General features: G+C 68.2%; 11 protein-coding genes. 10 read left to right on the top strand and 1 reads right to left on the bottom strand.

Annotated elements, in window-relative coordinates:
• Positions 1–107 precede the first annotated feature (107 nt).
• Positions 108–725: an NAD(P)-dependent oxidoreductase gene (locus ACAM42_RS16300; RefSeq protein ID WP_369632644.1), complete on the top strand. Its 618-nt coding sequence runs from the start codon at positions 108–110 to the stop codon at positions 723–725.
• Between the two features lie 59 nt (positions 726–784).
• Here ACAM42_RS16300 and fumC read toward each other — a convergent pair whose 3' ends face one another.
• Positions 785–2,182 (bottom strand): class II fumarate hydratase, encoded by a 1,398-nt coding sequence (fumC, locus tag ACAM42_RS16295; protein ID WP_369632643.1) that lies wholly within the window; start codon positions 2,180–2,182, stop codon positions 785–787.
• 557 nt (positions 2,183–2,739) lie between these two features.
• Here fumC and proV point away from each other — a divergent pair.
• The 9 genes from proV (at position 2,740) to ACAM42_RS16250 (ending at position 13,899) form a co-directional block, all read left to right on the top strand.
• On the top strand, positions 2,740–3,993 hold the full coding sequence (gene proV, locus ACAM42_RS16290; RefSeq protein WP_070060474.1) for a glycine betaine/L-proline ABC transporter ATP-binding protein ProV: 1,254 nt from the start codon (positions 2,740–2,742) through the stop codon (positions 3,991–3,993).
• A gap of 21 nt (positions 3,994–4,014) precedes the next feature.
• Positions 4,015–5,199 (top strand): glycine betaine/L-proline ABC transporter permease ProW, encoded by a 1,185-nt coding sequence (proW, locus tag ACAM42_RS16285; protein ID WP_369632642.1) that lies wholly within the window; start codon positions 4,015–4,017, stop codon positions 5,197–5,199.
• Positions 5,200–5,221: 22 nt separating this feature from the next.
• A complete protein-coding gene (gene proX, locus ACAM42_RS16280) occupies positions 5,222–6,232 on the top strand; it encodes a glycine betaine/L-proline ABC transporter substrate-binding protein ProX (RefSeq protein ID WP_369632641.1) in 1,011 nt (336 codons plus the stop codon).
• Between the two features lie 148 nt (positions 6,233–6,380).
• Positions 6,381–7,499 carry a helix-turn-helix transcriptional regulator gene (locus tag ACAM42_RS16275; protein ID WP_369632640.1) on the top strand — a complete coding sequence of 373 codons (1,119 nt, stop codon included), beginning with the start codon at positions 6,381–6,383 and terminating at the stop codon, positions 7,497–7,499.
• A gap of 226 nt (positions 7,500–7,725) precedes the next feature.
• Entirely contained in the window at positions 7,726–8,304 is a 579-nt protein-coding gene (locus ACAM42_RS16270; RefSeq protein ID WP_369632639.1) for a hypothetical protein, read from the top strand.
• A gap of 126 nt (positions 8,305–8,430) precedes the next feature.
• Complete coding sequence (locus tag ACAM42_RS16265; RefSeq protein WP_369632638.1) at positions 8,431–10,578, top strand: hypothetical protein; 2,148 nt, start codon at positions 8,431–8,433, stop codon at positions 10,576–10,578.
• A gap of 150 nt (positions 10,579–10,728) precedes the next feature.
• A complete protein-coding gene (locus ACAM42_RS16260) occupies positions 10,729–12,282 on the top strand; it encodes a fumarate hydratase (RefSeq protein WP_369632637.1) in 1,554 nt (517 codons plus the stop codon).
• The gene (gene murI / locus ACAM42_RS16255; RefSeq protein ID WP_369632636.1) at positions 12,279–13,091 is read left to right on the top strand and encodes a glutamate racemase; all 813 of its coding nucleotides are present in this window, start codon (positions 12,279–12,281) and stop codon (positions 13,089–13,091) included. The genes ACAM42_RS16260 and murI overlap by 4 nt, the downstream gene beginning before the upstream one ends.
• 19 nt (positions 13,092–13,110) lie before the next feature.
• Positions 13,111–13,899 (top strand): hypothetical protein, encoded by a 789-nt coding sequence (locus ACAM42_RS16250; RefSeq protein ID WP_369632635.1) that lies wholly within the window; start codon positions 13,111–13,113, stop codon positions 13,897–13,899.
• The last annotated feature ends 9 nt before the right edge of the window (positions 13,900–13,908 follow it).

The following is a 13,908-nucleotide window of genomic DNA, read 5'->3' as shown; positions in this document are numbered from 1 at the left end:
TCGAACGATTTTAGGAATAAAGAAGCGCGGAATTCGAGGTATTTCTTTCGAAACCAGAAACCTAAGATGCGGTTCATCCCTTCCCAACCTTTTGACTGGAGTCCCTCATGAGCCACATCGCCATCCTCGGCGCCACCGGACGTGCCGGCGGCCGCCTTCTCGACGAAGCGCTGCGCCGCGGCCACACCGTGACGGCCATCGCCCGCCATGCCAGCGCGAAGCTGGCCGGCCGTGCCAACGTCAAGACCGTCGATGTCGACGCGCTCGACGCCGCCGCCCTCGAAAAGGCCGTGGCCGGCCATGACGCCGTGTTCAGCGCCGCGCACTTCGCCACCGTGCCGCCCGCGGCCGTCATCGAACCCGTCAAGCGCGCGGGCGTGAAGCGCCTGCTGGTGGTCGGCGGCGCCGGCAGCCTGTTCGCAGCGCCCGGCCTGAAGGTGATCGACACGCCGAACTTCCCCGATGCCTACCGCGCCGAAGCCACGGCTGGCGGCGTGTTCCTGGACGCGCTGCGCAACGAGAAGGACCTCGACTGGACCTTCCTGTCGCCCTCGGCCGAATTCGTCGAAGGCGAGCGCACCGGCAAGTTCCGCCTCGGCAAGGACGACCTGCTGGTGAGCGCCGAAGGCCGCAGCTGGATCAGCTTCGAGGACTACGCGATCGCGTTCATCGACGAGCTCGAGAAGCCCGCGCACTCGCGCCAGCGCTACACGATCGGCTACTGATCGATCGGCCGGCAACGAAAAAGGACCCTCGCGGGTCCTTTTTTCATGAGCGAGCCGGATCAACGACCTGTCATGTTCTCCGGCACCACCCACTGGTCGAACTGCTCGGCCGTCAGGTGCCCCGACGCGATCGCCGCCTCGCGCAGGCTCGTGCCTTCCTTGTGCGCCTTCTTCGCGATGTAGGCCGACTTGTCGTAGCCGATGTGCGTGTTCAACGCCGTCACCAGCATCAGCGAGCGCTGCACCAGTTCCGTGATGCGTTCGCGGTTCGGCTCGATGCCCACGGCGCAATGGTCGTTGAAGCTCACCATGCCGTCGGCCAGCAGGCGCACGCTCTGCAGGAAGTTGTGCGCCACCATCGGGCGGAACACGTTCAGCTCGAAGTTGCCCGAGGCGCCGCCGATGTTGATGGCCACGTCATTGCCGAACACCTGCGCGGCCAGCATCGTCACGGCCTCGCTCTGGGTCGGATTGACCTTGCCCGGCATGATCGACGAGCCCGGCTCGTTCTCGGGAATGCTCAGCTCGCCGATGCCGCTGCGCGGGCCGCTCGCGAGCCAGCGCACGTCGTTGGCGATCTTGTTCATGCTGGCGGCGAGCGTCTTCAGCGCGCCGTGGGCATGCACCAGCGCATCGACGCTGGCCATGGCTTCGAACTTGTTCGGCGCGGTCACGAACGGCAGGTTCGTGAGCTTCGCGAGTTCGGCCGCGACCTGCTCCGCGTAGCCCTTGGGCGCGTTGAGCCCGGTGCCGACGGCCGTGCCGCCCAGCGCCAGTTCGCACAGGTGCGGCAGCGCGGCGCGCACGTGCGCCTCGCCGTGCGCCAGCTGCGCCACGTAGCCCGAGAACTCCTGGCCCAGCGTGAGCGGCGTGGCGTCCTGCAGGTGGGTGCGGCCGATCTTCACGATGTCGGCAAAGTCTTCGGCCTTCTTGGCCAGCGTGCCGCGCAGCTTGGCGATGGCGGGCAGCAGCTTGTGCGTGATGGCTTCCACGGCCGCCACGTGCATGGCGGTGGGGAACACGTCGTTGCTCGACTGGCTGCGGTTCACGTCGTCGTTCGGGTGCACCAGGCGCCCCTCCCCGCGCTCGCCGCCGAGCAGTTCGCTGGCCCGGTTGGCCAGCACCTCGTTGACGTTCATGTTGCTCTGCGTGCCCGAGCCGGTCTGCCAGACCACGAGCGGGAACTCGCCCGGGTGCTTGCCGGCAATGACCTCGTCGGCCGCGGCCACGATGGCGTGGGTCTTCCTCTCGTCCTGCAGGCCCAGCGCGTGATTGACCACGGCCGATGCGCGTTTGACCTGGGCCAGCGCCTTGATGATCTCGCGCGGCTGCTGCTCGCCGGAGATGTCGAAGTTCTGCAGCGAGCGCTGCGTCTGTGCGCCCCACAGCTTGTCGGCCGGCACGTCGATCGGGCCGAAGGTGTCGCGCTCGGCACGGGTCTTGGGAGAAGTCGTCATGAGAAAAATGGCTCCGCAGTCTTGGATGGTTGCGCCGCTTGTCGGGCGCGATGCCGAGTATGGTCTCGATAAGAATGGCTCGCATCTGACGAGGCCTTTCGCCCGGGTCCCACAGACACGATACGCCTGCGGGTTGACTCGCGTCATGCCAAAAAGTTATAATTAGCGGCTTCCGACGACCAACAAGTCATGTTGGTCACCCTTGCACTACTCGCGGATCTGCGAATCCCGTCGCGGTGCAAGGCCCTTCACGCCGGGCCCAGCCCGGCAAACCGGCCGGATCTTTTTTCCGGCCCCATTGCCACGTCACGCTCATCCAGGCGGCGCCCCTCGACCAGGCCCGTTGTCTGCGAATGAAGCATCCGGCGGGCACTGGCTTCGTCGCCAAGTCGTCTTCAGTGCCTGTCGGCAGCCCTCGGGGCTCGCCGGGCCATTGCATGCGCATGCGCAATCTTCATGCGCGCTGTCGGGCAGCTCCCTCATCGGGCTGATGGCGTGGCCGTTGCCGCCCTCCGGGGCGGTGCTGTGTCCACCCTTCACTCAAGGAGCCCCGGCATATGGCCAAAGGAATTCTCATCGACCATGTCTTCAAGGTGTTCGGCGACTCGCCCGAACAAGCCCTCGAGCTGGTCCGCCAAGGTTTTTCCAAGAAGGAAATCCTGGCGAAGACCGGCCAGTCGATCGGCGTGTTCGATGCCACCTTCGAGATCCAGGCCGGCGAGATCTTCGTGATCATGGGCCTGTCGGGCTCGGGCAAGTCGACGCTGGTGCGCCTGTTGAACCGGCTCATCGAGCCGACCGCCGGGCGCATCGTGATCGACGGCGCCGACATCAACGAGCACTCCGACAGCAAGCTGCGCGCGCTGCGCCGCAAGGACATCAGCATGGTGTTCCAGTCGTTCGCGCTGATGCCGCACATGACGGTGCGCGAGAACACCGCCTTCGGCCTGGAGCTGTCGGGCACGCGCAAGAAAGACCGCCTCGCGCAGGCCGACCTCGCGCTCGCGCAAGTGGGCCTTTCGGGCTGGGGCGACAGCTACCCCGACGAACTCTCGGGCGGCATGCAGCAGCGCGTGGGCCTGGCGCGCGCGCTGGCGTCCGACCCGTCGATCCTGCTGATGGACGAGGCCTTCTCGGCGCTCGACCCGATCATCCGCACCGAGATGCAGTCGGAGCTGCTGCGGCTGCAGCAGGTGCAACGCCGCACCATCGTCTTCATCTCGCACGACCTGGACGAAGCCATGCGCATCGGCGACCGCATCGCGATCATGAAGGACGGCCACGTGATCCAGGTCGGTACGCCCGACGAGATCCTGCGCAGCCCGGCCGACGACTACGTGCGCAGCTTCGTGCGCGGCGTGGACGCGGCGGCGGTGTTCAAGGCGGCCGACATCGCGCGCAAGTCGCTCACCGTGGTGTGCGAGCACCCCGAGCGCGGCGCGCGCGCGGCGCTCAAGCTGCTCGAAGACCAGGACCGCGACTTCGCCTACGTGACCAGCCCGACCAAGCGCTTCCTGGGCGTGGTCTCGGCCGACACGCTGCGTGGCGCACTCGACGGGCATTCGGGCCCGCTCGGCTTGCAGCACGCCTTCCTCGAGGACCTGCCGCGCATCGACGCCGAGGCCCCCGTGGCCGGCCTGATCGGCCAGCTCGCGCAGGCGCCGTGCGCACTGCCGGTCGTGGCTGGTGACGGCCGTTTCTGCGGCGCGATCAGCAAGACGACGCTGCTGCGCTTCCTCGACCGCGACACGCCGCCGATCGAACCCGTCTCGCCGCACGCCGCGCCCGCACTCGCCGCCGAGCCGCACTGAATTCACGAAGGACCTTGAACGATGAACGACACCACATTGCCTTCCGACCTGAACGCGCCCCTGCTGGACACCCCCGTCCTGGACACGCCCGCCGCGCACCCTGCTGCCCTCGATCCGTGGGAAGCCATCTCGGCCGCACCTGACACCTCGACCGCCAGCGCCTGGCTCGATGCGCCGGCGAACGCCGCGCACGCCCTCGCGGGGCAGGCCGACACCGCCACCAACGGCTTCGCGCTGCACCGCCTGTGGGACGGCTCGCTGCCCGTCGAGGCCTGGATCAACCAGGGCCTGGGTTGGGTGGTGGAACACTTCCGTCCCTTCTTCCAGACGGTGCGCCTGCCCATCGACAGCACGCTCAACTCGGTGCAGGGCCTGCTCACCGCCCTGCCCGCGCTGCCGATGATCGCGCTCATCGGCCTGCTCGCCTGGCAGTTCGCCGGCCGCGCGCTGGCCATCGGCACCGTCGTGTCGCTGATGCTGGTGACCGTGCTGGGCATCTGGCCCGAAGCCATGGTCACGCTGTCGCTGGTGCTGACCTCATTGGTGTTCTGCATGGTCATCGGCCTGCCGCTGGGCGTGCTGCTGGCCAGCAACGACCGCGCCCAGCGCGTGATGCGCCCGGTGCTCGACGCCATGCAGACCACGCCGGCCTTCGTGTACCTCGTGCCGGTGGTGATGCTGTTCGGCATCGGCAACGTGCCGGGCGTGATCGTGACCATCGTCTTCGCGCTCGCCCCGCTGGTGCGCCTGACCAACCTCGGCCTGCGCCAGGTGCGCCCCGACCTCATCGAGGCCGCGCGCGCCTACGGCGCCTCGCCCTGGCAGATGCTCGTGAAGGTGAAGCTGCCGCTGGCCATGCCCTCGATCATGGCGGGCATCAACCAGGCGCTGATGCTGTCGCTGTCGATGGTGGTGATCGCCTCGATGATCGCCGTGGGCGGCCTTGGCCAGATGGTGCTGCGCGGCATCGGCCGGCTCGACATGGGCCTGGCCACCGTCGGCGGCCTGGGCATCGTGCTGCTGGCGATCACGCTGGACCGCCTGACGCAGGCCATGGGCAAATCGCGCCGCAGCGCCGGCCATCGCTGGTGGTACACGGGACCGGCCGGCCTTGCGCTGCGCACGCTGCAGCGCCTCGTGGGCACGCCCTCGCGCGGCTCGCACGCCGACGACGCCGTGCCCGCGCTTTCCGCGCAAGCGCACTGACCGTCACGGAGGACAACCACGCATGAAGACCACCCGCCTCTTCCTTGCCCGCGGCCTCCTGGCGCTGGGCTTCGTCGCCTTCGGTGCGACCGCACAGGCCGCCAACGACCTGCCCGGCCAGGGCATCACCGTGCAGCCGCTGAAAAGCTCGCTCGCCGAGGAAGCCTTCCAGACGCTCCTGGTGATGCGCGCGCTCGAGAAGCTCGGCTACACGGTCGAGCCGATGAAAGACCTGGAGCCCGCCACCGAGCACCTGGCCATTGCCAATGGCGACGCCACCTTCATGGCCAACCACTGGAGCCTGCTGCACGCCGACTTCTACAAGAACAGCGGCGGCGACGCCAAGCTGTGGCGCCAGGGCACGTACTCCGACGGCGCGGTGCAGGGCTACCTGATCGACCGCAAGACCGCCGAGCAGTACAACATCACCAACCTCGCGCAGCTGAAGGACCCGGCGATTGCGAAGCTGTTCGATGCCGACGGCGACGGCAAGGCCGACCTCACCGGCTGCAACCCCGGCTGGGGCTGCGAACTGGCCATCGAAAACCACCTGAACGCCTACCAGCTGCGCGACAGCGTGACCCACAAGCAGGGCAGCTACGCGGCGCTCATGGCCGACACCATCGCGCGCTTCAAGCAGGACAAGCCGATCCTCTACTACACCTGGACGCCCTACTGGGTCAGCGCCGTGCTGCGCCCGGGCGCCGACGTGGTCTGGCTGCAGGTGCCCTTCTCCCCCGCGCAGGCCGGCGCGCAGGTCGACACCCGGCTGCCCAACGGCCGCAACTACGGCTTCCTGGCCAACGAGCAGCGCATCGTCGCCAACCGGGCCTTCATCGAGAAGAACCCCGCCGCCGGCCGCCTGTTCGAGGTGATGAAGCTGCCGATCAGCGACATCAACGCGCAGAACCTGCGCATGAGCGAAGGCGCGAACAGCATGCAGGACGTGACGCGCCACACCGACGGGTGGATTCGCGTGCACCAGGCGACGTTCGACGGCTGGATTGCGCAGGCGCGCGCCGCAGCAAACTAGCAGCGCAGTGCCCGCCGGACGGGCCACGGAACGCCGTGGCCCTCGCGCCTCGGCACCGAAAAAGAGGCGCGAAACGCGCCGTGCCCCCTACACTTTCGGCTTAAACCAAGCGGGAGGGGAACGGATGGCAGGCTCTGACATTGGCTTGATGAATGCCGTGATCGCGGCCTCGCGCGCCCCATCGAACGCATCGCGCTGGGCCGACACGCTCGAGGCGCTGTGCCTGCGGTTCAACGCCACGGCCGCGTGCATCCACACCCCGCGCAGCACGAGCGCCGACCGCTCGCTGTTCGTCGATCACGGGCTGCCCACCCACACGGTGCCCGACTACGTCCAGTACTGGTCGGCCAAAGATCCCTGGATGGCCGGCGCGGCAGACAAGGAAATCTGCGTGCGCACCGGCGAATGCGGCATCGGCCGCGAGCTGTGCGACTGGGACGCACTGGGCAAGCTCGACTACTTCCACGAATTCGCGGCGCCCACCGGCGTGAAGGGCCTGTTGGCCATGATCGTCGACGACGGCACGCAGCCCTTCGTTGCGCCGTTCACGGCGATCGGCCTGTACCGGCGCCCCGGGCTCGAGGAGTTCAGCTACCAGGACAAGCGCGTCTTCGAGTCGGTACACGCCCCGCTGCAACTGGCGCTGCACGCGCACTGGGCGCTCGGTCGCAGCACCCAGGCCGGCCAGACCTCGCTGGCGCTGCTCGACGTGGTGCCCAAGCCGCTGCTGGTGCTGTCCCACGCCGGTGAGGTGCTGTACGCGAACGCGGCCGGCGCGGCCCTGCTGTCGCGCAACGACTGGGCGGGCACGCAGCACGGCAAGCTGGTCCGGCTGGGCACGCTGGATGCCGATGCCGTGGCGGCATCGCTGCGCCTGGTGCGGCAAGGCCTGCTCCAGACGCATGCGCTCTGGCAGCGCGGGAACGACGACACCGGGGCCTCGGCCACGGCGCGGCTGGTTCCGCTCGAAGAAAGCAATGCGTGCCGCCTGGCCTGGCCGACCGCGGTCGCGTTGTTGATGATCGACGAGCCGCAGGAAGACCACCAGGCCCGCAGGCTGCAGCAGGTCGCGACGCAATACAGGCTCACGGAGGCGGAGATGCGGGTGATCGCCGAGTTGGTCGACGGCACCCGTCCGGCCGAGTTTGCGCAGCGCCACGGCATCTCCGTGCACACCGTGCGCACGCACCTGCGCAACATCTTCGACAAGACCGGGCTGCGCCGCCAGAGCGACCTGATCCGCCTGGCCGGCATGCCGCGACGCTGAACGCTCGCCCCTTTTTCTTCTACTTGATTTGAGCGATGCCGGAGCGCACGGCGCCGCGGACACTCGCCCGAGGAGCGCGGCGCCCACAGCGGGTGTGCGGATGCCGTGGTCATCCTGCATCCCATCCCTGGAGCCCTCGCCCATGAAGCCCTCATCGCATCGCGCATGCACGGTCCGCCCGGTTCGCGCCGGCGTCGCCGTCCTCTTTCTCCTGGCCCTGCATCGCATGGCCGCCGCGCAAACGGCGCCGGTGTGCGAGCACGATGCCGTCGTCACCGAGCGCTTCATTCCCGTGGAGATGCTGACCGGCAACCCGATGCCCGAGACCCGCGAACTGAAATTCACCGAGGTCGACCGACGCTATCCCTTCATTGACGTGCATCCCGACGGCAAGCTCGGTGCGGGAGACGTCACCCTGAAGGGCCCGACGAAGTACGTGGGCTACGCCGGCAAGGAGTTCGAGGTGTACGAACGCACGGTGCCCCGGTCGCACGAGCGCTTTGCGCTCACGCCCGACGGCACGGCCATCGGCCGCGTCTACGACCAGCGTTTCGGCCAGTCCTACAACGAAGGCAAGTTCCCGGTCGGCCTCTGGCAGCAAGGCCAGAAGCGCAGCTACGACACGCTGTACGGCCAGCGCAGCGCCGTGTCGTCGCTCGAGATCGAGAAGCTCTCGTGCACCTACGACGGCATTGCGGGCGCCTTGCAGTACCGCTGGAAAACGAACAACGGCCTCGACTACGCCTATGTCTACGCGCCGGGTCGCGGCATCGTGCAGGTCTTCACGTACAAGAACGGGCGCTGAACAACCGGCGCTGGATCTTTTGCATGGCGCGTACTTGATTTGAAGGATGTCGCTGCCCCTGTCCATCGAAATACTTCGCACGGCCAAGCACCTAGAGGGGGTGCTTCAACAACCGAGGAGAAGAAGATGGCGAGTGCGTTCCTGCGTTCAAAAGTGTGTGCGGCCTGCGTGGCCCTGATGGCCGTGGCCGCGTGTGGCGGAGGCAGCGGCGGTGGGGGTGGCGGGTCGTTCTTTCCCATCGGTGGCACGCCGGCCCCCGCCGAGCCGGCCGGCCCTGCCGACCCCACCCCGCAGGAGCCCGCGGACGCCGGGTTCGCGGTCAAGGTCATGGACGGCGCCCTGCGCAACGCCGTGGTGTTCCTCGACAAGAACAACAACGGCCTGCTCGACACCGACGAACCCAGCGCGCGCACAGACGCCGAAGGCAACGCCACGCTGCAGATCGCGCCCGCCGACCGCGGCACGGCGCCGGTGGTGGCGCTGGTCGGCACCGACGCGGTGGACGCCCAATCGGGCCCTGTCACGACGGCCTATGTGCTGAAGGCCCCGGCGGACAAGGCGCAGCTGGTCACGCCGTTCACGACCCTGATCAACCAGCTCGTCGAGAACACGGGGGCCACCTCCGAACAGGCCGAAGCCAATCTGCGGGAGCAGCTGGGCCTGGCCAACGATCTCTTTGCAGACTACAGCACGGACCACCCGAACGCCTCGATGGCGACGACGCTGGTCCGGATTGCGCAGAAGCTGAGCGTGCAACTGGCCGGCCAGGTCGGCATGCCCGACGGGCTCGGCGGCAACATCAGCGCGGGGGACATCGCCAAGGAAACGCAGAACATGCTGCTGGACCGGCTGCTCGGGCTGCGTTTCGGTTTCAGCACGTCGTTCGCCAAGACCTCCTGCGCGGGCGGCCCTGCGGTCGATACGTGCCAGGGCTATATCGACTCGCTCTCCACCTACTACGTGACCGACGCACGGGAGAGCCAGCTCAACAAGCCCCTGGCCCTCTTTGCCGCGGTAACGGCCAGCAAGAGCATCGCCGCAGCGCCCGCCGTGACGGAGCCCGACGCGCCCGCGCCGGCGGGCATTCTCGACTTCCTGACTCTGACGAACACCACCAACTGGTCGCGGCGCCTCCTGCTCTCCACGACGGAAGAAGTCACGCCCGTCAACGGGATCGTGCGCTTTCGCGACTTTCGCAACAGCAGCACCAACGGCACGCTGGCCACCTGGTCCTACGGCGGCTCTCCCGCACGGCAGAACGACCTTCACTGGAGCGGCAGCGCATGGGTGACCTGCCCGGTGGGCTTCCAGAGCACCAGCACCGTGCGCGACGCCAGATCGGTGAGCACGAGCGACTACTGCGCAGGCGCGAACACGGGCGTCAGCAAGCGCACGTCCGTCGACATCAGCGGCCAGCCGATGTCGGTGGTGGTCGCAGGGATCAAGACCTATCCCTACACGAGCAGCGGCCCCTACGGCCAGTCGTATGCGAACTGGGGCCCCGACCTTCCGCTGACCGAGATCATCACGACACTGAGCCCCTTCACGTTCCCCCCCGGCTCGACGCTCTACTACCAGGGCGCCCTGGACCTGTCGAACGCGCCGGGCTACGACGCGATCGAAGCCAACAAGCTCAACGTCGCGGCGGCGGACGTCGCCGCGGGCGGCGATTCGCGGCTCGATCCCACCATTGCCTGCCTGGTGTCCACAGCCCCGGGCACCCCGGCCTCGACGCTGGACGAGGTGATTGCGCGCAGCCCCGGCCGCGCCTGCTTCCACGCGCCCGGCCCGCTCGCCGGCACCGCGTTCCCGAGCGGCGACCGCAACGAGGGCTGGGGCGGCACCACGACGAACCTGGGCACGCTCGGCAACGCGCCGCTGGGCACCACGGCCACGGCGACCGGCTACTACACGACCAACACGCTGGTGCGCGTGAGCTTCGCGGGCGGCGCCAGTAAGGTCGTGACCTTCTACGAATGCAAGCAGCGCGCCGTCAACGGCTCGGCCCGCAACTGCGATGTGGTCGGCACCGGCAGCTACACAATCACCCAGATGGGCGACGCGCGCGTGATGCGCTTCGGCTCGGTCCCGGGCCAGCACACGTTCCTCGGCTCGGACCGCGTGCTGATCGAGCGCGACGGCGCCGTGTTCGTGGGCAGCCAGGGGAAGGCCGTGGCGAAGAAGCAGATCCGCATGAACCTCAAGGCGGCCAACGCCATGTTCGAGGCGTTCACCACGCTGGGCTACGTCGGCCTGTCGCAGATCACCCCCTGACAAGACCACCAGGGTGCAGTCGAAAAAGGGGCTCCGGCCCCTTTTTTCATGGGGCTGGCCGCATCCCGAGGGGCATTGCGCCGGGGAAAGTAGCCGGTATCGGTGGCTGAGATAATCGAGGGCGTTCCCCCTCCAAGAAGACTCCCCACCATGACGACCACGATCCAGCAGGCCGACCTGATCGAATCGATCAGCGCCGCGCTCCAGTACATCAGCTACTACCACCCCGCGGACTACATTGCCCATTTGGCCAAGGCCTACGAGCGCGAGCAGAGTCCCGCCGCCAAGGACGCCATTGCGCAGATCCTGACCAACAGCAAGATGAGCGCCACGGGCCACCGCCCGATCTGCCAGGACACCGGCATCGTCAACGTGTTCCTCAAGGTAGGCATGGACGTGCGCTGGGGCGGCTTCACCGGTTCGCTGGACGACGCCATCAACGAAGGCGTGCGCCGCGGCTACAACCACCCCGACAACACGCTGCGCGCCTCGGTCGTGGGCGACCCGCAGTTCGATCGCAAGAACACCAAGGACAACACGCCCGCCGTGATCTTCACCGAGATCGTTCCCGGCAACACCGTCGAGGTGACGGTGGCCGCCAAGGGCGGCGGCAGCGAAAACAAGAGCAAGCTGGTCATGCTGAACCCCGGCGACAGCGTGGTTGACTGGGTGCTCAAGACCGTGCCGACCATGGGCGCCGGCTGGTGCCCGCCCGGCATGCTGGGCATCGGCATCGGCGGCACGGCCGAGAAGGCCGCGCTGATGGCCAAGGAAAGCCTGATGGACGACCTGGACATGCACGAGCTGCAGGCCAAGGCCGCCTCGGGCGCCGAGCTCACCAAGGTCGAGGCGCTGCGCCTCGAACTGTTCGAGAAGGTCAATGCCCTGGGCATCGGCGCGCAGGGCCTGGGCGGCCTGGCCACCGTGCTCGACGTCAAGATCCAGATGTACCCCACGCACGCGGCCAGCAAGCCCGTGGCGATGATCCCCAACTGCGCGGCCACGCGCCACGCGCACTTCGTGATGGACGGCAGCGGCCCGGTCTACCTCGATCCGCCGTCGCTCGACCTGTGGCCCGACGTGAACTGGGCACCCGACGAAAAGAAGAGCAAGCGCGTCGACCTGAACAAGCTCACGCCCGCCGAAGTCGCCAGCTGGAAGCCGGGCGACACGATCCTGCTGAACGGCAAGATGCTCACGGGCCGCGATGCCGCACACAAGCGCATCCAGGACATGCTGGCCAAGGGCGAGAAGCTGCCGGTCGACTTCAAGAACCGCGTCATCTACTACGTCGGCCCGGTCGATCCGGTCGGCAGCGAAGCCGTGGGCCCCGCCGGCCCGACCACCGCCACGCGCATGGACGGCTTCACCGAGATGATGCTGGCCGAAACCGGCCTGATCGCCATGATCGGCAAGGCCGAGCGCGGCCCGGTCGCCATCGAGGCCATCAAGAAGCACAAGAGCGCCTACCTCATGGCCGTGGGCGGCGCCGCCTACCTCGTGAGCAAGGCCATCAAGACCGCCAAGGTGGTGGGCTTCGAAGACCTGGGCATGGAAGCCATCTACGAATTCGACGTGGTCGACATGCCCGTGACCGTGGCGGTCGATGCCGGCGGCACCAGCGCGCACATCACCGGCCCGGCCGAGTGGCAAAAGCGCATCGCCAGCGGCGAGTTCAAGACCATTCCGCTGGAAGTCGCTTGAACCCGATCGGCGTGTTCGACAGCGGCGTCGGGGGGCTGAGCACGCTCGCCGCGCTGCAGGCCGAGCTGCCGACGGAACGCTTCGTCTACTTCGCCGACACCGCGAATGCGCCATATGGCGAGCGCGGCGACGCCTACGTCATCGCGCACTCGCGACAGGTGGTCGAACACCTGCTGCGCGCGCACGACATCAAGGCGCTGGTGGTGGCCTGCAACACGGCCACCACGGCGGCGATCCACGTGCTGCGCGCCGAATTCCCGGCGCTGCCCATCGTCGGCCTGGAGCCGGCGCTCAAGCCCGCCGTGGCGACGAGCCGCACGGGCCACATCGCGGTGCTGGCCACGCGCGGCACGCTGGCCAGCGCCCGGTATGCAGCGCTGCGCGATTCCTTCGCAGGCGCGACGACTGTGCGGCCCGTGCCGTGCGACGGCCTCGTGAAGGCCATCGAAGGCTTTGACAGCGCCACCATCGCCGCGCTGTGCGAGCGCTACATGGCGGAAGCGGGCCCCTTCGGCGACGGGCCAGGCGAGGTCGACACCGTGGTGCTCGGTTGCACGCACTATCCGCTCGTGAAAGACGAACTGCAGCGCCACGCACCGCCGACGCTGCGCTTCATCGACACCGGCGCACCGGTCGCGCAGCAGACGCGCCGCGTGCTGGCGTCGCTCGGCCGGCTGGCCGACGACGGCAGCGAAGGCGCTCTGGTGCTCGAAAGCAGCGGCGACCTGGCGGTGCTCGAAGCCGCCGCGGCGCGCTGGCTGCCTGCACGCGCGCAAAACGCTTCGCTGCCTGCGGCAAGCGCCGCCTGACATCACTACTTCACCGGCCATGCGCCCCCTCTTCCTCCTGCGTCATGCACTGGTCCTGCTGGGCCTGGCCTCGGCCGCCGGCCTGGGCCACGCCGCCTGCGAAAGCGGGCTGGCCGAGCGCATGCACGCCAAGCTCTATCCGAAGCAGCCGCTCGACGAGCGGCTGGCCGCCTGCAAGGTCTGGCCGGCGTTCCCTGGCCGCAGCATCGTGGTGCTGCCCATGCCGCGCGAGACCACGGACAAGGGCGCCAAGGTCTTCGACCTCGCGCTGCTGCTGATCCAGCGGCCCGACAACGGCAACACCGACCGCGACACGGTGATCGGGCGGATCTTCCTGCCCGAGGCGCTCGACGAAGACGCCACCACCTCGATCCAGGAAATCCGCGTCGACACCTCGCGCTACGTGCTGTCGCCCGACACACGCGCCTTCGGCCTGCGCGTGCGCTACCGCGGCAACAGCCCGACCTCGGGCCCGCAGGCCAGCGAAACCGTGCGCCTGTATGTGCAGCGCGGCAACAAGCTGCAGCAGGTACTGCAGGAGGTCGAGCTCGACCACGACAACGGCGGCTGGGACGCCACCTGCACCGGCCACTTCGAGAAGCTGCGCACCATGCTGTCGGTCGCCCGCACCACGAGCAACGGCTTGGCCGACCTGCAGCTGTCGCGCACGCTGGTGCAAAGCCGCGCGCAGGAACAGGAAGACCAGGGCTGCGTCGAGAAAGCGCTGCCCGCCAAGTTCAGCACCGTGACGCTGCGCTATGACGGCGAGCGCTACAAGGTGCCGAAGTCGCTGCAGCAGACGCCCTGAGGCGCCGGG

The organism is Variovorax sp. V35, from assembly GCF_041154465.1.
GTDB lineage: Bacteria > Pseudomonadota > Gammaproteobacteria > Burkholderiales > Burkholderiaceae_C > Variovorax > Variovorax boronicumulans.
Note: the sequence above shows the minus strand (reverse complement) of the source record. Positions and strands in the feature narration are given on the sequence as shown.